This window comes from Mycobacterium sp. ENV421 (assembly GCF_002887815.1).
Lineage (GTDB): Bacteria > Actinomycetota > Actinomycetes > Mycobacteriales > Mycobacteriaceae > Mycobacterium.
In genome coordinates this window covers 16,580-36,380 of sequence record NZ_PDHO01000013.1, presented here as the reverse complement: position 1 = coordinate 36,380, position 19,801 = coordinate 16,580, and the positions used below count along the sequence as shown (strand labels likewise).

Below are 19,801 nucleotides of genomic sequence, written 5' to 3'. Positions count from 1 at the left end.
CGAAGCTTCAGCATCGAACAAACGTGCGATATCCTCGAGCTCGTGTCTGTCCCGGTTCAGGGCGCGCTGTTCGAGCACAGCGAGCGCCGCGAGCTCGGTGCCGGCGCGTGGATCGACATGCGCTCGGCCTGGGTCGACGATGCCGACGCGTTGTTCGACGCCCTGCTCGACGACGTCGCCTGGCGCGCCGAACGACGGCAGATGTATGACCGGGTCCTCGACGTTCCGCGCCTGGTGAGCTTCCACGACCTGCTGACCGAACCGCCGCCGAACCCCGCCATCACAAAGCTGCGCCGTCGCCTCAACGACGTCTACGCCGGCGAATTGGGTGAGCCGTTCACCAGTGCCGGGCTGTGCCTGTACCGCGACGGCGCCGACAGCGTGGCCTGGCACGGCGACACGATCGGCCGCAGCAGCACCGAGGACACCATGGTGGCGATCGTCAGCCTCGGCGCCACCCGGGTGTTCGCGCTGCGACCCCGCGGCGGCGGTCAGTCGCTGCGGCTTCCCCAGCACCACGGCGACCTTCTGGTGATGGGTGGTTCATGCCAACGCACCTGGGAGCACGCCGTTCCCAAGACCGCGCTGCCGAAAGGACCGCGGATCAGCATCCAGTTCCGGCCGCGCGACGTGCGCTGAGGTCAGCCCCGGACCGCGTTGACGGCGGCGACCAGGAGATCGCGGGCCCGCCCGGTGTTCACCGGCACGACCGGCTTGTCGGGCAGGACCAGCGGGTTGGCGCTCACGATCACCTGATAGACCCCGAAATGGGCGGAGAAGTTGTACGTCTCGCCGGTGCGCGCCTGGTTGTTGACCACCGCCTGCAGCACCCGATGGACGCCCAGCGTCTTGGTGCCGTCGATCGTGGGCGCCTCGACCGACTCGACCAACCCGCGCAGCGCGCTACCGGTGAAGGTGACCTTGCGGCAGTCCGGCCCGGGTTCGGTCACCGGCACCGCCGAGTCGGTTTCGACGGCGATCACGATGAAGCGGTTGCCCTGACCCTCGGCCGACACCGCGGCCATGTTGCCCTGGGTGCCCTGCGGTACGAGTTGCCCGGTGGCGTACTTCGCACAGGACGGCGGATCGAAGGTCAGGCCGTCGGGCAGTTTCTGGCCGGCCAGCACCTGCGGCTCGATTCCGGTCTTGGCGACCTCGGAAACCGTGAAGTCCGGACCGAAGCTCGACTTCAGCGTCGTCACCTTGGCGATATCGGCCTTCGGTTCGGCCGGTGCGCCCGATGAACACGCCACCACCAGGCCGGCGCACAGCACTGCGACGAACGCGCCGGGTTTCACCATCGTGGTCAATGTACCTGCCTCAGCCGCGTAGAGCAGTGACCGTCGCGACCAGAAGATCGCCGACGGAATCCGAATCCAGTGCCGGATGCGGTGATCCGGGATCGGTGACCAGGGTGACGTAGACGACGTGGCCGTCGGCGTAGGCCTGCGCGGTGACGGCCTGCCCGTCGGTCTCGGTGCCGGACTCGACGACGGTGCGGGTGATGACGGTCATCGCGACGGTCCGGACACCGTCGATGCTGGGCGCTTCGGACGCCCGCGCCAGGGTCACGTCACCGGTCGTGTGCGCGAACGTCATCGTCCACCGGGCGCAGTCACCGATCACCGCGTCATCCGGCGCCGGCTGGGCGGGCACCGCGACGACGACGTAGACGGTCCCGCCCGCCCCCGACGCCGAGTAGCCACGGGCGCCGGGATCGGCGGGCGCCGGGTCCGCCAGCGCCGCGCACTGCGCCGGGGCTGCCGTCCACCCGGATCCGAAGCCCCACATGCCCGCAGCGCTCACCGGCCCCGCCAGGTCGGCGATCTCGTAGCCGGCCGGCAGCAACGATCGGATGCGTTTGATGTTGGCCGGGTTGATCACACCCGCGCCGGGCGCCGACGTCGATGTGGACGACGACGGCGGCGGCGCCGGAGTGGGCTTCGCGCACGCCGCCAGACCGAGGCCCGTCCCCAGGCACAATGTCGTCGTCAGGCAGACGATCAGCCGCCGCACGGGGCTTTGATACCACTGATCGTTGGGCTGATGCGCGTGCCTCGCGGGCTAACCTGTCAGCCATGTGTACTCGGGTGCTGTGGAACACCAATGACCTCGCGGTCCTCACCGGTCGCTCGATGGACTGGCCGGAGTCGACGCAACCGTTGATCGTCGGGTTTGCCCGAGGCCGGGACCGCGACGGCAGCCTGCCGACCGGAATCGTCGCCGACCCGAATCCGCTGCGCTGGACCAGCCGCTACGCCAGCCTGGTGACGACCGTCTACGGGCTGGGCACCGTGGACGGCCTCAACGAGGCGGGCCTGGCCGGCCACGGGCTGTACCTGAACGAGACGGACTTCGGCCCGCGCGACCCGGCGAAACCCGGGGTGCAGGCCGGATTGTGGTTGCAGTATCTGCTGGATCAGGCGGACACGGTGGCCGAGGCGCTGCGGCTGATGGACGAGATCCAGCTGGTGAAGGTGTCGGCCCACGGACGCGACGCCAACCTGCATGTCGCCCTTGAGGACGCCGGTGGCGACTCGGCGATCATCGAATTCGCCCAGGGCCACGCGGTGGTCCACCACGACCGCCAGTTCACGTTGATGACCAACGATCCCACCTACGACGAGCAGCTGAATCTGCTTTCCCTGCAGGACTTTTCCCATCCGAGCCGGGAGATGCCGTTGCCCGGGAACGTCAACCCGGTCGATCGGTTCCAGCGCGCCGCCTACTACAGCGCCCTGCTGCCCACCCCGGGTTCACAGCGCGAGGCGATCGCGAGCGTGATGGCGATCATGCGCAACGTGTCGGTTCCGTTCGGGGCGCCCTACGGCGACTTCGGCGTCTACAACACCGAATACCGAACGGTGACCGACCTGACCAACCGGATGTACTTCTTCGAGTTGACCACCAGCCCCAACGTCGTGTGGATCGACATGGACCGGTTGACGCTCGACGAGACACCGGTCGCCGTCGACCCCTACGACGAATCGCTGATCGGCGACATCACCGACCGCTTCGCGCCGCGTGAGATGGCGTTCTAACGGTTGAGGCGCCAGATGTCGGTCGACATCAGCGTCGCGAACGAACACCACAACGGGTAGGGCGCGAGCGCCGCGCCGAACTTCGGGTCCGCGGCGGCGGACCGGCGGGCCAGATCGGCGCTGCTGACGGCAAGCGCGCCGGCCGCCACCGCCGACGGTCCGAGCTTGTGGGACGTGAAGAACAGCCAGCTCCAACCCGCATTCAGCACCAGGTTCACGCCGAGCGCGCCGATGTAGCTGCGGGCCTTGGCGTCCTCGCCGTTGGCCCTGAGCTTGTCGATCGTCGCCGCCGACGTGACGGCGATATCGGCATACAGCGTCGTCCACGCCACCGGGAACACGGCGTTCGGCGGAACGTAGCGGGGTTTCCGAATCCGGGGATACCAGGTCTCGACACCGCTGCGGCTGGCGATGCTGCCGGTCACGGCGGCCGCGGCGGTGGCCAATGAGGTTGCGACGATGGACTTTCCCATGGCGCCAACTTACCCATGCGCAAGATCTGCAAACGCACGCGCTCACCGGCCGTCACATAGTGGTCAGAACCGGGCCCGGTGGCGACCGACGCCGGGGTGCGCCGGTGTGGCGTTTCCGGGTTGGGGTCGCGCGGATCGGGCCGGCGGCGTGCGGGGCCTGAGGCCCGCGGCGCGGGGTGGTCGCGCGGTGGCGCGCCGCGCGGCGGGTGCCGGACTGCTCGGGGGCGATCCGGCGGGAAGCGTTGCGCCGCCGACTCCGAACGGTCCCGCAGGCGTCGTACCGAGTGGGCGCCCCAACCCCGCCTCCTGCAGTCCGTCGTCCAGTCCGACGGGGATCGCCGCGAGGAGGTCTCGGACCATGGTCGCCGGGTTTGTCGGATTCGCCAGCGTCGCCCGGGTCGGCTCACCCGGGTTGCTGGTCCGGTCGTAGGCCCATTCGACGATCACCCGCAGCGGTGCATCGAGGACGTCGAGGATCGGTCCCGGCACTCCGAGCTGGGCGAGCGGCATGAGCAGCGGCAGGCGCTTGGTGGGCAGCAGGTAGTACGTGGTGTCACCGGTGGTGCCCTGATTGATCGCGCCGGTGACGGACACGGTGTAGTTCTCGTGCAGGTAGACGATTCCCGCCAACGCATTGAGGTCGGCCAGCAGGTTCAGCGGACGCAACGGGAAGTCGGCCCAGCCGTCGTACTGCTGCGCGATGTCGGCGGTCAGGAATCGGCAGCCGGTGCCGCCGGCATCGCAGCTGTCTGTGGGGGTCGCACCGTCGAACGTCACTCCCAGGATGGGGATGTACAGGCCCGCGAAGCGTTCGAGAAAGCCTCCGTTCGGCCGGTTCGGATTGCTGACGACCACGAACGAGACTGCCGGCGTCGTGCCGATGGAGTCGCGGTACTGCGCGATGAGGTCACGCTTGACGATCGTCGCGATCCTCGCGCTCTGCGAGTACCCGAAGACGACGTATTCCGATGCAGGGCTGTCAGGGCCGAAATGCCCTGCCGCGCAGGATGTCCGACCCTGCAGGCAGTTACCCAGATTGTCGGCACCTGCCGTCACGGACGCGTCGAATCGGCTCGCGCCGACCAGCGGCCAGAACTGTTCGGGGGTGCCGACGGCGACCCGGTGATAGGTGCCGGGATCGGATGAATCGGCCCGCACCGCGCCGGTGGGGGCGATGAAAAGATCGAGCGCGCCCCGGGTGTACTGCTCGACGAAACCCGGGGAGTCGCCCACCAGAGGGTGTCCCGTGCCGCCCATTATCAGGGCCGTGGTCGCCGCCAGCTGAACGGTGACGGTCAGCATCGCCGCGGCGACGACGCCCGACACGGCCAGGCACAGCAAGCGCAAAACGGTGCCCACGGCGCCCCCCACACGCCAGGCGCAACGCCCATGATGGCTTCACCCGACCCACCACCGCGACCACGCTGCGCCATTGCAATCTCGCGGCCTCAGTCCATGGTGCGCCTGTTTCTCCAGTGCCGTGGCGAAAGCGGTTTCACAGAGATTCATGTGGTTTCGCTGTGAAGGGCACTAAGCTGCTCAATCGAATTCGGTTGATCGCTGGCAACGGCGCGCCACAACAAAAGGAGAACTCGTTCAATGAACAAGATGACGGCGGTAGCCACGGCGGGCCTGGCCGCCGTTTCCTTGAGTTTCGCGCTCGTCGGCTGCGGTTCTGACAGCAAGAACGACAGCACGACGTCCACATCCACGTCGACGTCGACGTCGACCTCCACGGAGACATCCACCTCGAAATCCACTGAGACGTCGGCAAGTCCGGCGCCGGCGGCCGGCACGAACAAGACCATTCAGGACTACCTGAAGGAGAACCAGATCACCGAGACGCCGGTCAAGCGTGGCGATCCCGGTTCCCCCAACATCGATCTGGCGATGCCGCCAGGGTGGTCGGACGCCGGCCAGCAGACCCCGGACTGGGCGTACGGGGCGATCGTCTTCGACAGCCCGCAGGACAAGAACGATCCGCCGAGCATCATCGCGATCGTCTCCAAGTTGACCGGCAACGTCGACCCCGCGAAGGTTCTCGAATTCGCGCCGGGTGAACTGCAGAACCTGCCGGGGTGGACGCCGCTCGGCGATGGCGCCAACAAGAGCACGCTGAGCGGCTTCGACGCCGTTCAGCTCGGTGGCAACTACACCAAAGACGGCAAGAAGCGGATCATCGCCCAGAAGACGGTCGTGATTCCCGGCAAGGACGGCCTGTACGTCCTGCAGATGAACGCCGACGCGTTGGACGGCCAGGAGGGTCCCCTGATGGACGCCACCAACATCATCGACGAGAAGACGACGATCACTCCCTGATCGGTGTCGCGAGGCGGCTGTCGGTGCGTGCGTCGCGCGCCGGCAGCCGTTTTTGTGATTGGGAGGTATTCGCATGACATCTGAGGAACCGCAGGAAGCCGACGAACCCACGGTGTCCACGGGCCGGCGCATGGTCGCCTCGATGAGTCCGCGCGCCGTGTGGTCGATGGCCGACGGACAGCCGGTGGTGATCAAGCAGTTTGTCCAGTTCTGCCTGATCCTCGTGTATCCCGCGTGGATTGTCGGGATGCTTGCGGCAGTGGCGTTCTATTACGCGGGCTACGCGGTGCTGTGGGTGTTGTTCGCGCCAATTCGATTGTGGATGAAGAAGAATCGGCCCGACGAATATGCGGCGAGCCAGCTGAAGTAATCGGGGTTGTCCCCAGTTCCGCTTTCGTCCACAGATCATTTTGGGCGTCGGTTTTTGTCGGTGGTTCGAACTAGTGTTCTAATCATGAGTTCGATCAGCGAGGCGTTGGATGCGCTGGACGCGGCGGTCGAACTCCTAGGTGCCGCCGATATCGAGGAACTGCCCGCCCCGCAACGCTTTACCGCTCTGGAACGGCTCGAGACCGCGCTACGCCGCCAAGTCGCGGTCTCCCATGATCAGCTCACCCATCTCGAGCGCTACGAAGGCTGCCCGCCCATCCCGATCGTGGTGGCCGACGTGTTGCGGATCAGCCGCTCCGCGGCCAAGCGCCGGGTCCGTGATGCCGAGCAACTGGCCCCGCGGATCACGTTGACCGGGGAACCCTTGGCGCCCCTATTGCCGGCCACAGGTAAGGCCTGGGAGGCGGGCTTTCTCGACGGTGAGCATGTGCGGGTGATCCAGAAGTTCTTCCGCGATCTACCCGATCACGTCGGGCCGGTCGAGATCGCGAAGGCCGAACTCACCCTGGCCGAACACGCCCAGACCATGCGGCCCGATCAGCTGGAGAAGGTGGCCGACCGCCTGGCCGTCCACCTCAACCCCGACGGCCAGTATTCCGAAGAAGACCGAGCCCGCAAGCGTGGCTTCGTGTGGTGCGGTGGTCAACGCCCCGACGGCATGAGTGTCGGGAAACTGATCGCCGATCCCGAGTTGCGGTCGATGCTCGATGCGTGGTTGGCGAAATTCGCCGCACCCAAACCCGACGACCTGCGCAGCCACGCCCAACGCCAACACGACGCGCTCGCCGAGTTGGTGCGCGGCCGCCTCGGTGACCCCACACTCGGCCAACACAACGGTCTTCCCGTCACCGTGATCGTGTCGACAACCCTGCAGGAATTGCAGGCCGGGGCCGGGCACGCCGTCACCGCCGGTGGCACCCTGCTGCCGATCACCGACCTGATCCGAATGGCCACCCCCGCACACCACTACCTCGCGGTGTTCGACGGCGTCACCGGCCAATCACTGTGGCTCGGACGCAGCAAGCGACTGGCGTCGTCCGATCAGCGGATCATGTTGTTGTCCAAGTACCGTGGCTGCACCGCGCCCGGCTGCACCGTCAACGGCTACAACAGCCAGGTCCACCACGCCACCAAGGATTGGAAACACGGCGGCAGCACCGACATCGATGACCTCACGCTGGCCTGCAAATGCGACAACCTGCTCGTCGAAAACGACGGCTGGACCACCCACCAACTCTCCAACGGCCAGACTCACTGGACCCCAACACCCGATGTGCCCATGCGCGGCGGCACCAACGACTACCACCACCCTGAGCGTTTCCTGCCGAAAAGCGACGAAGGCGGCTAGCCCCGGGAGAACGCCGACGCCTCGGCGACCTGCTGCGGGGTGGGCCGGACTCCGGTGTACCGCTCGAACTGTTCGGCCGCCTGCAGCGCGATCACCTCGCCACCGGTGATGACCTGCTTACCCGCCGCCCGCGCCGCGGCGATCAATGGGGTCTCCGACGGCACAGCGACGACGTCGAAAACTGTACGCGCAGCGGCGATCACCGCGTCGGCGTAGGCGGGCTCGCGTTCCTCAGGGCCGTCGGCCATTCCGATCGGCGTTACGTTGACGATAATCGGCGCGCGCAGGTCGCCGACGTCGCTGCGCCAGTCGTAGCCCAGCCGTTGCGCCAACTCCGGGCCGCTGTCGGAGTTCCTGGCCACGATGGTGCCGACGCCGAATCCGCTGTCCCGGAACGCCGTTGCCACCGCGCTCGCCATCCCGCCACTGCCCCGGATCAGCACCTCCGAGTCGGGGTCGAGGCCGTGCTCGGCGATCAACCGCTGCACAGCGGTGTAATCGGTGTTGGCCGCGGTCAGCACAGCGTCGTCGTTGACGATCGTGTTCACCGCGTTGATCGCCCGCGCGGAGTCCTCCACATGATCGACCAGCTCCAGTACATCCTGTTTGAACGGCATCGACACCGAACAGCCGCGAATCCCCAGCGCCCGCACGCCACCGATGGCGGCCGCGATATCGGTTGTGGTGAAAGCCTTGTAGATGAAGTCCAGGCCGAGCTGCTCGTAGCGATAGTTGTGGAACCGGGTGCCGATGTTGCTTGGCCGCGCGGCCAGCGAGATGCACAACCGGGTGTCTTTGTTCAGCGCAGGCTTGGCCATGTCATCCGATCGCCCGCAGGACCTGGCGTGCCATGCTGCGGATCTCGCCGGCCAGCTCCGGATCAATCTGTATCCCATTGTCTTTCGGGACATCGAACTCGGTGGTCACCACTCCGGGCTCTTCACGCTCCCAGTGCGCGCCGAAACGGTCGAGGATGGTCCGCATCGGCAGATTGTCGCCGAGCACCCGCGCCGAAAATCGCTTCACTCCCCCGACCCGCGCCGCGATGATCAACGCGTCCATCAGGAAGTTGCCGATGCCACGCCCCTGATACGCGTCGCCGACGATGAACGCGATCTCGGCGACCGACGGATCGGCCTCATCCCGGACGAACCGGACGTCAGCGACCACCGGGCCGTCCGCACCGTCGACGAGTACCCATACGAAGTGATCGACGTAGTCGACCTGGAACAGGTAGTTCATCAGCGCCATACTCGGTGCCCGCATCGACATGAACCGGCGATAGAGCGTCTCGGAGGAGAACTCGACAGGACCATTCGATGTCCGGGCGCTGTCACCGGGCAGCACCGGACGCAGCCACAGCTCGGTGCCATCCTTGAGGATCACCGGGATCGGAGTGACGAAAGCGGCCAGCCGCTGCCGGGCGGTGCGAACCAGCCGCTCGCTGATCCCCGGCAGCTCGGCCATGGTCTCGAACGCCGCATGGTCGCCGATGTAGCCGGTGAGCGCTTCGGTGGTGGTGACGGTCGCGGTGCGAGGCTTGTCACGCAGGAGTGCGATCTCGCCGACGATCACACCGGCGGAGACCGAATCCACGACGAGTTCACCCTCGTCGCCGACGTGGCGCACCTCGGCCCGGCCGGTATCGATGAGTAGGAACGACACCGCCTGCTCGCCCTGGCGCATCAGGACCCGGCCCGGCGGCGCCTGCAAGGGTCGTAGCCGTTCGGCCAGCGGGCGCAGCAACTCGGGCCGGCAGCCTGCGAACACCTCCATCTGCGCCAATCCCTCGGCGCGCACGGTGATCAACTCCGGTGCCGCCCCCAACGCCGACGCCAGGCCGCTCTCGCCGCCCTCCGTCGTCATGCGACCTCCCTAGCCATCGACTCCGAGGCTACCGATGGCCCGCAACCCGGCGCACCGATTCGAAACACCCGCCGTGTCGGGTTGCTCAACTACCGCCCCCGACCGCGCCGGCCCGCGCTAGTGTTTGCTGACACAGGGCGCAAATGTCGGGGGTGCTGCGTATGCCTGCTCAATCCTGCCGCGTCACGGCGGCGAAGCGAGCCGTGACGACGGTGACGGCGGCGGCGCTCATCGCGGCCACGCTCACCCCGGCTCCCACCGCAGCGGGGCGGTCGGTGTCGCACGGACCGATCCACCTGCCGGTGGTGCTGATGGCCGCGATCGACGAGTCGCCGACCACCCTGGGCATCGCCGATTCCAATCTGTACACCTTGTCCGAGGCGGATCTGAAGACGACCCTCGACGAACTCCAATCGCTCGGTGTCACAGACGTCCGGATTGCGGTGCCATGGATCTTCGTGCAGCCCAACAGTTCTCAGAGCTATGACTGGTCAAAGCTGGACATGGTGGTCAACGCCATCGCCGAGCGCGACATGGGTGTGCTCGGTGTCATCAGCGGGACCCCGGCCTGGGCGGGCTTCCCGCTCAACGGGCATCCCAACCCCGCCACCTACGCCGCGTTCGCCTCAGCCGTCGCTACCCGCTACCAGGGCAAGATCTCGGCCTACGAAGTCTGGAACGAACCGAACGGTGTGACCTTCTGGTCGCCGGTCAGCGCGAAGGCCTACACCGACCTGCTCAAGGCCGCCTACCCCGCGATCAAGGCCGCCGACCCGGACGCCACCGTCATCGGCGGTGTGCTGGGTGCGGTGGGCAACATTCCGGGTGTGTCGACCAGCGCGGTCAAGTTCGTCACGCAGATGTATACCGATGGGGCACATGGCTTTTTCGACGCGATGTCCTTTCACCCGTACCACTACGTCACCCCGTTCTCCAAGGGGACCATGTCGGGTGAACCCATCGAACAGGTCGCGGCCATCCGCGCATTGATGGCGGCCAACGGCGACGCCGACCTCAAACTGTGGGCCACCGAATACGGTCTGCCGACCAGCGTGGTGTCGCAGGCCCAGCAAGCCGCCTACATCCACGACTTCGTGGTGGCATGGCAGCAGGTGAACGGCGCCGGTCCGATGTTCATCTACACCACGCGCGACACCGCGACCGGTGCCTTCGACGACGAGGCCAACTTCGGCATATTTACGACCAACTGGACCCCCAAACTGGCAGCCGAGACCGTCGCCGCGTTGATCGCCGATCTGGCGGACGGCACTGCCGAGCCCTTCGACGTGACGCCGTACATGCCCGCCAATCCGTTCCTGCAGGGCGTCCAAGTATTCATCCGTCAGCTGATCAATCAGGCACTCGTGGTGCCGAAATTCATTGTGCAGCTGGTGAATAGCGCCATCAACGCGGTGGTGAAGACCATCGCCGGGGCGCTGGGCATCCCGACCGCCGGACGCACCGCCGCGGCCAGACCATCCGCCCCGGCAGCGCAGACCGCCGCGACGCCGACCCCGGGCAGAGCGGTCGCGACAAGCAAGCGGCAACCCGCCACGGCCGGCAACACTCCCAGCCCCGCGGCCGCGTCCACACCGAGCACACAACGCCGCAGCAAGCCCGCTCAGCAGCGCGCCGATCGGACGGCATCGGGCGGAACCACCGGACACAGCTCCACAGGGCACTCCGCGCGCTGAGACCTACAGGTGCTTGGATCGGTTGACGAAACGGCCGGCGCGCGGCGAAAACAACCATCCACCACCGGCTTTCGTCCCGCCGTCGACCGGGATGTTGTGGCCGGTGACGAAACCTGACAGCTCCGAGGCGAGGAACAGCGCCACCCGCGCCTGATCGTCCGGCCAGCCGACCCGACCGACCGGCGCCCACGACTGCCACAGATGCTCGACGTCCTCATACCCGGTGAGATAGTCCACCTGCGGCGTCTGGGTGAGATCGGTGCCGATGCCGTTGACGCGAATTCCGTGGCGGCCCAGATCGACCGCCAGGCACGTCGTGAAATGTGCGACAGCGGCTTTCATCGCACCGTAGACCGGATCACGCGGAAAGCCGCGCATCCCTTCCACCGAGTGGACGTTGACGATGGTGCCGCTGCCCGCCTCGATCATCGCCCCGACGAAGGCACGGGTCACCGCGAAGACATGGCGCAGGTTGACGTCGTACATCCGTTGCCAGGTCTGCGGTGTCGACTCATCGAAGCCCACCAGCGGCCGGTAGTCACCGACGTTGTTGACCACGACGTCCACCCGCCCATGTGTCCCCAGCACCGCATCGGCAAGGCGGGCGACATCGTCGTCGACCGTCACGTCCACGACGTGGCTGCGGATCACCCCGCCGGCTGCCCTCACCTCGCGGCTGATGCGGTCGGCGCGGACCGGGTCGATCTCGGCGACCTCGACGACGGCGCCGTGCGCGGCGAACAGCGCCGAAATCGCACCGCCGATACCGTCGCCGCCGCCGGTCACGACCGCAACGCGGCCCTCCAGCAGGCGATTCCAGTCTGATATCTCCGGGATGTGTACGACACCATGCGGGCCGTTGCTCATAGCGGCGCAGCCTACGCCGTCAGTAAGCCAGCAGGTTCACAATCTTGCCGAACGCGCGCGGCAGCGCCGCCGCCGCAGGCACCACCGCCGAGCGGGTGGGACCGAACTCGACGGCCTGCAGCAGGCCCGCCGTCAGCAGCCGGTAGCGCCGCGACATCCGCCGCCACTGCCGGTCGTAGTCACCCGGCCGTTCGGCCAGAACACAATTCACCAACAGCTCGGCGCCCCCGAAGGCGATGCCGAGCCCTTCACCGGTCAGGGCGTCGACGTAGCCTGCGGCGTCACCTACCAGCAGGACGCGGCCTGCTCGGCGCCCGGCCACCCGCTGCCGCAGCGGACCCGCCGCCCGCTCGGGGCCGTGCTGACATCCGTTCACCCGCTCGCGCAGGGCGCCGAATTCGGCCAGCCTGCTCTCGAACGAACCCTGCCGCGCGGTCAGGATCGCGATGCCCACACAGTCGTCGGCCACCGGCGTGACATAGGCCTCGGCGCCGTCACCCCAGTACACCTCGACACGGTCGCTCCACGGTGCGATGTGCACGTGCCGCCGCAGGCCCCACCGCCGCGACCCGCCGCTGGGGCGGGACAGGCCCAGCGACCGCCGGATCGGCGAATGCAAGCCGTCGGCGGCGGCCAGGTAGCGAGCACGAAAAGGCCCGCACTGCACCGAGTCCGCATCCTGGGTGATCGGACCGATGTGAGCGTCCACCACGTCGACACCGGCGGCTTGGACCGCATCCGCCAACGCGGTGTGCAACGCGGTTCGGCGCACGCCCATACCCGGACCGGAGCGAAACGGCGCGTCCACCCGTCGCGCGGTATCGAAATAGGTGATGCCCCGAAACGGCTTGCCGGGCAGAACTATTCCGAGTTTATCGAGCTGCGCCACGGTATAGGGCATCATTCCCTCGCCGCAGGCCTTGTCGATCGGTGCGCGCCGGCGTTCGACGACGGTCACTTTCAGCCCGGCGCGGGCGGCATGCAATGCGGTGACCAGACCGGCCGGGCCGCCGCCTGCCACCAGGAGATCGATCACGACAGGCTTGCCAGCGCGGCGTTTTCGGTGCGGATGCGCGTGCGCAACAGGGCCGCGTTGAGCACGGTGAAGACCAATGCGGTGATCCACCCGGTGTGCACCAACGGCAGCGCGATGCCCTCGGCGACGACGGCGACATAGTTGGGGTGGGAGAAGAACCGGTATGGGCCGCCCTCGACGCGCGTAGCACCGGGGATGACGACGACCCTGGTGTTCCACTGCCTACCGAGCGTGGTGATGCACCACCACCGCAAGCCTTGTGCCCCAACAACTATCGCCAGCATCGGCCAACCGAGCGCGGGCAGGAACGGCCGGTGCAGGCCGATCACCTCCACCAGCGCCCCGGCGAGGAACCCGGTGTGCAGCACCACCATCAACGGGTAGTGACCGGCCCCGAACTCGACACCGCCCTGCGCGCGGCTCCAGGCGAGATTGCGCTTCGCGACGACCAATTCGGCCAGGCGTTCGGCCGCCACAGCTGCGACCAGCAGCACATACCAGGTCATCAGTGCCAGCGCAGCAGCACCAGTTCCGAGCAGAACCCGGGACCCATGGCCATCATCACACTCGGACCTGCTGACGGACGCTTGGCGATGGTGTCGCGCAGCACGTGCAGCACCGACGACGACGAGATGTTGCCGATGTCGGCCAGCGAGCGCCAGGTGAGCTCGAGCGCCTCGTCGGGCAGCTTCAGGCTGTTGACGATCGCCTCGATGATCTTGGGACCGCCGGGATGACAGACCCAGGTGCCGATGTCGTCGAGCTCGAGGTCGTGTGCGCCAAGGAATTCGGTGACATCGTCAGGCAGGTAGCGCTCGATGACATCGGGCAGATCGGCGGACAGCACAAGCTCCAGACCGTCCGCTCCGACGTCCCAGCCCATGGTGCGCAACGAATCCGGATACAAATGGCTGCGTGAATCGATCACATCGGGCCCGCCGGCGTTGATCTTCTCCGCCCGGCGTTGCCCGACGGCCACGACGGCCGCGGCCCCATCGGCGAACAACGCGCTGCCGACCAGCCCGGGCAAGGTCGGCTTGTTCGCCGTGTAGGTCATCGAGCACAACTCGACGGACACCAGCACCGCGACACCGTCGGGATCACCGCGCAGATAGTCGTGCAGCCGGGCCACACCCGCCGCACCGGCCACGCAACCGAGGCCGAACATCGGCACCCGGCGGACGTCGGGCCGCATCCCCAGCCGGCCGGCGATCCGGGCCTCGATGGATGGGGCCGCGACGCCGGTCACGGTGGTCGACACGATGAGATCGACGTCCTCCGGCCGCAGACCGGCCTCCTCGAGGGCACCCGCGACCGCGGCCGAGCCGAGTTCGACGGCGTTCTCGATGAACAGGTCGTTGGCTTCGCCGAAATCCTTCAGCGCGGGGTATTGATCCAGCGGTAGGACGAAGTGCCGGTTGTCGACTTTGGCACTGCGATGCAGCTTGCGAAGGATCTCTTCGTACTCGCCGTAGCCGCCGATGGTGAGAAACGCTTCGGTGACCTCGGCTTGGGTGTACCGGTGCGGGGGCAACTCCCCGCGCACTCCGGCGATGACACTGATCGGACGCATGTCATTGACACGAAGAGCATCCGACACCGGTTCACCGATATTTGCCCGCGGCCCCTTGTTCGACACGTCACCCAGTATGCCTCGCCGGGCCTCCTTCGCGAATGCCGACCCGTTGGTGCATCCAGGCCAGCGGCTTGGGCTCCCACCAGTTCCACCGGCCCATGACGTGCATGAACGCCGGAACCAGGACCAGCCGAACCAGGGTGGCGTCGGCCAGTACAGCCAATGCAAGACCAAGCCCGAACATCCGCATGAACGACACATGAGCCGCGGTCAGCGCGGCGAACGAGATTGCCATGATCAACGCGGCGGCGGTGATCACACGGCCGGTGTGGGCCACACCAAGAGCAACGCTCTCGTCGTTGTCCGCGGCGCCGCGCTGCGGTGATGCCAGCCAGAACTCCCGGATTCGCGACACGAGGAACACCTCGTAGTCCATCGAGAGGCCGAATGCGATGCAGAACAGCAGCACCGGGATGTTTGCCACCAAGGTGCCGGTCGAGGTGGTGCCCAGCGCGCCGAGATGGCCGTCCTGGAAAATCCACACCATCGCCCCGAACGCCGCCGTCAGCGACAGCACATTGAGCACCAGAGCCTTCAGCGGTAGCACCACGCTGCCGGTCAGCAGGAACAGCAGCACCAGCATGATCGCCGCGATCAGGCCGAGTACCGCGGGTAGCCGCGAGGCGATGGCATCCACGCTGTCCCGATTGGTCTGCGCGGTACCCGCGAACTCGACGGTCGTGTCGCCCGGCGTCGGAACCTCGTGCAGCCGGGTGAGTTGATCCTCGGAACGGTCCGAGAACAACGGGGCGGTGCTCTCCACCGTGAGAAGTGCGCTGCCAGACGACGATCCGGTCGCCGCGGTCGGCGGGCCGACGAGATTCCCGCCGACGAACGCTCCCATCGGCGCCGACACCGACGGTACGTCCGCCACCCGCGACAGGTCCGCCGCGTAGCGGGCGATCTGCGGGTCCGACAGGCCCGACGCATCCGGGATGACCACCGGGATCGCGGTCTCGGAGTTGTTGGTGAACTCACTGCGCAGCAGGTCACCCACCTGATGGGCCGACGCCGAGGTGGGCAGCACCCGATCGTCGGGAAATCCCGGCCGCACACCCAGGAAGGGCGCACCGAGTATCAGCAGCACCACGACGCCGGCCAACCCGATCGGCACCGCCCGCTTCATCACGAATTTCGTTGCGCGATACCAGAATTGCTCTTCGACCGGGCGCTGCACGGGCTCGGCCCGGCTCAGGCTGCGCCGGACCAGGCGGCGCACGTCGAGCGAGTCGAGCCGATCACCGAGCAGGCTGATCGCGGCGGGTGTGATCACGATGGCGGCCAGTGCGGCGAGCGCGACGGTGGCCACGCCGGCATAGGCGAATGACTTCAGGAAGTGCATCGGGAACAGCACCATGGCGCCCATGGACAACGCGACGGTGGTTCCGGAGAACAGCACGGTGCGGCCCGCCGACTCCATCGTTCGCATCAGCGCGGCCTCGCGATCCGCCCCGTGCGCCAATTCGTCGCGATAGCGGCTGATCATCAGCAGCGTGTAGTCGATCGCGAGGGCAAGACCCATGGCAGTGGTGAGGTTCAGCGCGAAGATCGAGACGTCGGTGAAGAACGTCGTCACCCGGAGCACGGCCAGCGCACCGAGAATCGCCACCAGCCCCACCGCCACCGGCAGCGCGGCGGCAAACACGCCGCCGAACACCCAGACCAGCACCAGGAAGCTCAGCGGAATGGCGATGGACTCCATGAGCAGCAGATCGTGCTGCGACTGCTCGGTCACCTGCAGGTTGACCATCGCCGCCCCGCCGGTGCGTACCACGATGCCGTCGCGGTCCCGGCTGACCTGCGCGGACAACTCTTTGGCGTAAGTCTGCTGGTCGGCTTCACTTCCGGTGATGCCGGCGGTGATCAGGCCCGACTTCTGATCCCGGCTGACGAGCGCGGCCGCGGCCTGCGGTGGCGATGTCCACGCCGAGGAGATGCCGGTGACGTGGCCGGACCGTTTCAGCTGGTCGATGACGTCAGTTGCGGCCGCTCGCGCCGCCGGACTGTCGAAGCGGTCACCCGCGGTGACGACAACCAGGAACTGCACGTCACCCTGGTCGAACTTGTCGGTGAGCAGCTGCGTGGCGCGCGACGACTGCGAGTTCGGGTCGGCGAAGCCGCTGGGCGAGAGGCTCTTGGCGACCGGTACGCCGAAAACGCCGATCGCAACCATGACGAGGATCGCTACGGCGACCACCTGACGTGGTGCTGCAATAGCTAGCCGGGCAATCGCTCGCAGCAATGGTCCGTCCTTAGGTTCAGCCCTGCCTTCTGCTGATACGTACGCGACCAGCAGGAGGTTCACAACGCCTCCCCGAACGGCCTCGAAACCTACCGGGCCACGGTAACCAATAGGGCACTCCCCGCGCATAGTTGTCGAACTCGGCACCGAACACGCGACGGAAGCGGGCCTCTTTGAACAGCGGCCCTACCAGGCAGTACGTGGTGAATACCACGGCCAGAACCAACTGATCGGGCGTCCAGGTCGGCACCGTCCAGACCGTGAGCGCGAACGCGACGTAGATCGGCTGCCGGGTGAGCCGGAAAAGACCGGTCGTCGGCATCTTCGGGAAGACCAGCTTGCGGTCGCGCAGCAGCGCGACCCAGCCCAGGCTGCCGGTTTGCAGCGACAGGCCGGCGTCGACCATCGACTTCCCCAGCAGGACCCAGGCGACCGCATAGAGCGCGACGACCGCGGTCAACGCCGATCCCCGCGCCTGCCACCAGATCGTTCCGCTGGGCGTCCACAACGCGAACAGCGCGATCAGCTGAAGCGAGCCGGCGATGACATAGGTCGTCGGCGCAAGGGTGGCGCCGGTGCCGCGCGGCGCCAGCGCGGCGAGGAGTGTCCGGCCGCGGCCGGTGAGCAGCATGGAGTGGATGACCGGGAACTGAAGGAGAAGGGCGGCGTTGGCGACCCAGCTCCACGGGGCAGGCACCCTGCCGAGCGAGCGGCTCATCCCGAAGTACATCGCGACGACCATCGAACCGACGGCCACCACGAACAACGCATGACAAACGACGCCGTAGCTCACGGCCAGGACTGTCCGGCCGCCGCCTTTTCTGGCGACGGGCGATGACGCTATTGCCCGCACACGCACCTCTCGCAAGCCCGTCACTGGCACCCGCGAGCACAACGTAGCGTGAGTCCATGAATCTTCGCCAGCATTTGCCGTTGCTGCGATGGTCGGTGCTGCGCACCGGCATCGGGATCCGGAACTTCAACAGGACGGGCCAGATCGGCGACGGCCGGGAGGCCGCGGCGGCGGACTACGTCGAGGCCAACGCCCGTCGCGGCGATATCGACAGCGTGCTGGCCACCATCGACGAGTACGCCTACGCCAAGTCGTTTCTGGTCAACATCGGCGACGAGAAGGGCGCGCTGCTCGATGCCGCGGTGCGCCGTGCCGATCCTCGACTGGCGCTCGAACTGGGCACCTACTGCGGGTATGGCGCGTTACGGATCGCGGGGGCGGCGCCGTCGGCGCGGGTGTATTCCGTCGAACTCGCATCTGCGAATGCCGCTGTGGCCCGGCGGATCTGGGCACATGCGGGGGTTGCTGACCGGGTCACCTGCGTGGTCGGGACGGTCGGCGATGGCGGGCGCACGCTCGACGCGCTGCATGATGAGCACGGATTCGACTCAGGCACAGTCGATTTCCTGTTCATCGACCACGACAAGAACGCTTATCTGGCGGACTTGCTCAGCATCGTCGAGCGGGGCTGGCTACGCAGCGGGGCCGTCGTCGTCGCCGACAATGTCGGCTTTCCGGGCTCGCCGAAGTACCGCGCCTTCATGCACGAGCAGGAGGGCAACAGCTGGACCACGGTGGAACACCGCACTCACATGGAGTACCAGAAACTGGTGCCCGACCTGGTGCTCGAGTCGCAGTATCGCCGCTGAGCGAAGCCCCTGTCAGGCAGCCGCTTTGTGGGCAGCCCGACGGCTGGAGCCGGTGCCCTTCTTGGCTCCGCCGTTCGCCTTACCACTGCCCGCCCCCGGACCGGACGCATCGGCCTTCGCGGAGGCCTTGCGGCTCGATCCGGCGTTGACCTTGCCCGGCTCCGCCTTGACCGCCGCCGCGGCGGGCGACTTCACCTTGGCGGCAAGGGGACTGACGACGGCAGCTGCCGAGCCGGGCAGCGCCCCGCGGATCGCCTGAGCGATGTCGGTGACCGAGTTCTTGACGAAGTCGACACCGGCTTTGGCGACGAGGGCGATGCCGTCCCGCGCGGCGGCCACCACCTTGCTGATATCGCCGGTCTTGACCGCCTGCACGACGTCGTAGACCGCGGTCTGCGGCGCCACGATCAGACTGCGGGTGTTGACGAACAACTTGCCTGCGAGCGACGGATTCTGGCTGACGGCAACACCATCCCAGCTCTGCAGCGTCCAGCCGTCATCCGGGTTGCCGGTCACCACGACGACGGAGGTGTTACCCAGCGGATGGGTCAGCATGAGCATGACATCGGGATTGTCGACGTTCATCATGGTCCAGACCATGATCGTGGCGCCGTGCGAGAAGATCACCGGCTTGGTGTCACCGTTGGCGATCACTGAGGCGATGGCACCGTTGACCCGGGACTCGAAGCCGTTGCCGTTCTCGCCGAGTGGGATGGGCAGGCTGCGCAGCCCGAGGGTCCAGGCCACCGGGATCAGGAAGTAACCGATGCGGCCGAGCCCGCTGTCGATCGGTGATCCCTCGAAGATGCCGGCGCCGATCTCCCGGAAGCCACCCTCCTGGATCGGCGTGAGCCCGGTTTCCGTCGCGAGCGGGGCTGCCGTCTCGTGGGTGCGGATCATGTCGGAGACGTAGATGCTGTCGTAGCCGCCGTCTTTGAGCTGCTGGGCGATGGCTTCGGCCTGCTGTTCGCCGAGTGCGGTGAGCTGCGGTCCGGGCACCTTGGTGTCGATCCCGGCTCCTGCGACGTTGCCGTAGGACTCGCCGTGCCGCACCCAGGTCAGGGTGATCGAGTCGGCAGCCCAGGCGGGCAGTGCCGACATCACGAAGAAGGCGACGGCCGAGATTATCGTCGCCAGTGTTGTCAATGCTCGATGCCGAACGCCCGCGTGATTTCGCATCCCGAACTCCATCTGATCCCCGACAGTGATATGCGCTCAGAGGTTACC

The 19,801-nt window shown here is 67.1% G+C and carries 20 protein-coding genes; 7 read left to right on the top strand and 13 right to left on the bottom strand.

Annotated elements, in window-relative coordinates; genetic code table 11:
* Positions 1-42 precede the first annotated feature (42 nt).
* The gene (locus CRM90_RS16640; protein ID WP_199189925.1) at positions 43-639 is read left to right on the top strand and encodes an alpha-ketoglutarate-dependent dioxygenase AlkB; all 597 of its coding nucleotides are present in this window, start codon (positions 43-45) and stop codon (positions 637-639) included.
* Positions 640-641: 2 nt separating this feature from the next.
* Here CRM90_RS16640 and CRM90_RS16635 read toward each other — a convergent pair whose 3' ends face one another.
* Together CRM90_RS16635 and CRM90_RS16630 are read right to left on the bottom strand one after the other, a co-directional pair.
* Positions 642-1,301 (bottom strand): DUF5642 family protein, encoded by a 660-nt coding sequence (locus tag CRM90_RS16635; RefSeq protein WP_102808060.1) that lies wholly within the window; start codon positions 1,299-1,301, stop codon positions 642-644.
* A gap of 19 nt (positions 1,302-1,320) precedes the next feature.
* Positions 1,321-2,016: a DUF5642 family protein gene (locus CRM90_RS16630; RefSeq protein WP_233209364.1), complete on the bottom strand. Its 696-nt coding sequence runs from the start codon at positions 2,014-2,016 to the stop codon at positions 1,321-1,323.
* Positions 2,017-2,078: 62 nt separating this feature from the next.
* Between CRM90_RS16630 and CRM90_RS16625 the strand changes: the two genes are divergently transcribed.
* Positions 2,079-3,041 (top strand): linear amide C-N hydrolase, encoded by a 963-nt coding sequence (locus tag CRM90_RS16625; RefSeq protein ID WP_102808059.1) that lies wholly within the window; start codon positions 2,079-2,081, stop codon positions 3,039-3,041.
* On the opposite strand, the gene CRM90_RS16620 is transcribed toward CRM90_RS16625, so the two are convergent.
* The gene (locus tag CRM90_RS16620; protein WP_102808058.1) at positions 3,038-3,514 is read right to left on the bottom strand and encodes a TspO/MBR family protein; all 477 of its coding nucleotides are present in this window, start codon (positions 3,512-3,514) and stop codon (positions 3,038-3,040) included. The genes CRM90_RS16625 and CRM90_RS16620 overlap by 4 nt on opposite strands.
* Positions 3,515-3,577: 63 nt before the next feature.
* Positions 3,578-4,873: a PE-PPE domain-containing protein gene (locus tag CRM90_RS16615; RefSeq protein WP_142391387.1), complete on the bottom strand. Its 1,296-nt coding sequence runs from the start codon at positions 4,871-4,873 to the stop codon at positions 3,578-3,580.
* Between the two features lie 240 nt (positions 4,874-5,113).
* Here CRM90_RS16615 and lpqN point away from each other — a divergent pair, with 240 nt between their 5' ends.
* The 3 genes from lpqN (at position 5,114) to CRM90_RS16600 (ending at position 7,571) form a co-directional block, all read left to right on the top strand.
* Positions 5,114-5,833 (top strand): envelope biogenesis lipoprotein LpqN, encoded by a 720-nt coding sequence (gene lpqN / locus CRM90_RS16610; RefSeq protein ID WP_102808056.1) that lies wholly within the window; start codon positions 5,114-5,116, stop codon positions 5,831-5,833.
* Positions 5,834-5,906: 73 nt separating this feature from the next.
* Entirely contained in the window at positions 5,907-6,203 is a 297-nt protein-coding gene (locus CRM90_RS16605) for a hypothetical protein (protein WP_102808055.1), read from the top strand.
* Between the two features lie 84 nt (positions 6,204-6,287).
* Positions 6,288-7,571 carry an HNH endonuclease signature motif containing protein gene (locus CRM90_RS16600; RefSeq protein WP_102808054.1) on the top strand — a complete coding sequence of 428 codons (1,284 nt, stop codon included), beginning with the start codon at positions 6,288-6,290 and terminating at the stop codon, positions 7,569-7,571.
* Here CRM90_RS16600 and CRM90_RS16595 read toward each other — a convergent pair.
* Together CRM90_RS16595 and pat are read right to left on the bottom strand one after the other, a co-directional pair.
* Positions 7,568-8,389, bottom strand: coding sequence for a shikimate 5-dehydrogenase (locus CRM90_RS16595; RefSeq protein WP_102808053.1), 822 nt, complete (start codon positions 8,387-8,389; stop codon positions 7,568-7,570). The genes CRM90_RS16600 and CRM90_RS16595 overlap by 4 nt on opposite strands.
* 1 nt (position 8,390) lies before the next feature.
* Positions 8,391-9,437 carry an acetyltransferase Pat gene (gene pat / locus CRM90_RS16590; RefSeq protein WP_102808052.1) on the bottom strand — a complete coding sequence of 349 codons (1,047 nt, stop codon included), beginning with the start codon at positions 9,435-9,437 and terminating at the stop codon, positions 8,391-8,393.
* Between the two features lie 161 nt (positions 9,438-9,598).
* On the opposite strand from pat, the gene CRM90_RS16585 reads away from it, so the two are divergent.
* Entirely contained in the window at positions 9,599-11,131 is a 1,533-nt protein-coding gene (locus CRM90_RS16585) for a cellulase family glycosylhydrolase (RefSeq protein ID WP_158249031.1), read from the top strand.
* Positions 11,132-11,134: 3 nt separating this feature from the next.
* Here CRM90_RS16585 and CRM90_RS16580 read toward each other — a convergent pair whose 3' ends face one another.
* From CRM90_RS16580 to CRM90_RS16555, 6 genes are all read right to left on the bottom strand, one after another.
* Positions 11,135-11,998 carry an SDR family NAD(P)-dependent oxidoreductase gene (locus CRM90_RS16580; RefSeq protein ID WP_102808050.1) on the bottom strand — a complete coding sequence of 288 codons (864 nt, stop codon included), beginning with the start codon at positions 11,996-11,998 and terminating at the stop codon, positions 11,135-11,137.
* Positions 11,999-12,017: 19 nt separating this feature from the next.
* Positions 12,018-13,034: an NAD(P)/FAD-dependent oxidoreductase gene (locus CRM90_RS16575; protein ID WP_102808049.1), complete on the bottom strand. Its 1,017-nt coding sequence runs from the start codon at positions 13,032-13,034 to the stop codon at positions 12,018-12,020.
* On the bottom strand, positions 13,031-13,540 hold the full coding sequence (locus CRM90_RS16570; RefSeq protein WP_102808048.1) for an isoprenylcysteine carboxyl methyltransferase family protein: 510 nt from the start codon (positions 13,538-13,540) through the stop codon (positions 13,031-13,033). Before CRM90_RS16570 ends, CRM90_RS16575 begins: the two co-directional genes overlap by 4 nt.
* Positions 13,540-14,598: a type III polyketide synthase gene (locus tag CRM90_RS16565; protein WP_102808140.1), complete on the bottom strand. Its 1,059-nt coding sequence runs from the start codon at positions 14,596-14,598 to the stop codon at positions 13,540-13,542. Before CRM90_RS16565 ends, CRM90_RS16570 begins: the two co-directional genes overlap by 1 nt.
* 76 nt (positions 14,599-14,674) lie before the next feature.
* Positions 14,675-16,912 (bottom strand): MMPL family transporter, encoded by a 2,238-nt coding sequence (locus CRM90_RS16560; RefSeq protein ID WP_102808047.1) that lies wholly within the window; start codon positions 16,910-16,912, stop codon positions 14,675-14,677.
* A 16-nt stretch (positions 16,913-16,928) separates the two neighbouring features.
* Positions 16,929-17,705 (bottom strand): methyltransferase family protein, encoded by a 777-nt coding sequence (locus tag CRM90_RS16555; protein ID WP_233209363.1) that lies wholly within the window; start codon positions 17,703-17,705, stop codon positions 16,929-16,931.
* 116 nt (positions 17,706-17,821) lie between these two features.
* Here CRM90_RS16555 and CRM90_RS16550 point away from each other — a divergent pair, with 116 nt between their 5' ends.
* Positions 17,822-18,574 (top strand): O-methyltransferase, encoded by a 753-nt coding sequence (locus CRM90_RS16550; protein WP_102808046.1) that lies wholly within the window; start codon positions 17,822-17,824, stop codon positions 18,572-18,574.
* A gap of 12 nt (positions 18,575-18,586) precedes the next feature.
* Here the strand turns inward: CRM90_RS16550 and CRM90_RS16545 are convergent, their stop codons facing one another.
* Positions 18,587-19,753: a histidine phosphatase family protein gene (locus tag CRM90_RS16545; RefSeq protein WP_158249030.1), complete on the bottom strand. Its 1,167-nt coding sequence runs from the start codon at positions 19,751-19,753 to the stop codon at positions 18,587-18,589.
* Between the last annotated feature and the right edge of the window lie 48 nt (positions 19,754-19,801).

Coding starts and splice junctions, on each gene's coding strand:
- CRM90_RS16635 (WP_102808060.1), bottom strand. CDS start 1,301: ATGGTGAAACCCGGCGCGTTCGTCGCAGTGCTGTGCGCCGGCCTGGTG.
- CRM90_RS16625 (WP_102808059.1), top strand. CDS start 2,079: ATGTGTACTCGGGTGCTGTGGAACACCAATGACCTCGCGGTCCTCACC.
- CRM90_RS16620 (WP_102808058.1), bottom strand. CDS start 3,514: ATGGGAAAGTCCATCGTCGCAACCTCATTGGCCACCGCCGCGGCCGCC.
- lpqN (WP_102808056.1), top strand. CDS start 5,114: ATGAACAAGATGACGGCGGTAGCCACGGCGGGCCTGGCCGCCGTTTCC.
- CRM90_RS16605 (WP_102808055.1), top strand. CDS start 5,907: ATGACATCTGAGGAACCGCAGGAAGCCGACGAACCCACGGTGTCCACG.
- CRM90_RS16600 (WP_102808054.1), top strand. CDS start 6,288: ATGAGTTCGATCAGCGAGGCGTTGGATGCGCTGGACGCGGCGGTCGAA.
- CRM90_RS16595 (WP_102808053.1), bottom strand. CDS start 8,389: ATGGCCAAGCCTGCGCTGAACAAAGACACCCGGTTGTGCATCTCGCTG.
- pat (WP_102808052.1), bottom strand. CDS start 9,437: ATGACGACGGAGGGCGGCGAGAGCGGCCTGGCGTCGGCGTTGGGGGCG.
- CRM90_RS16585 (WP_158249031.1), top strand. CDS start 9,599: ATGCCTGCTCAATCCTGCCGCGTCACGGCGGCGAAGCGAGCCGTGACG.
- CRM90_RS16580 (WP_102808050.1), bottom strand. CDS start 11,998: ATGAGCAACGGCCCGCATGGTGTCGTACACATCCCGGAGATATCAGAC.
- CRM90_RS16570 (WP_102808048.1), bottom strand. CDS start 13,540: ATGACCTGGTATGTGCTGCTGGTCGCAGCTGTGGCGGCCGAACGCCTG.
- CRM90_RS16550 (WP_102808046.1), top strand. CDS start 17,822: ATGAATCTTCGCCAGCATTTGCCGTTGCTGCGATGGTCGGTGCTGCGC.
- CRM90_RS16545 (WP_158249030.1), bottom strand. CDS start 19,753: ATGCGAAATCACGCGGGCGTTCGGCATCGAGCATTGACAACACTGGCG.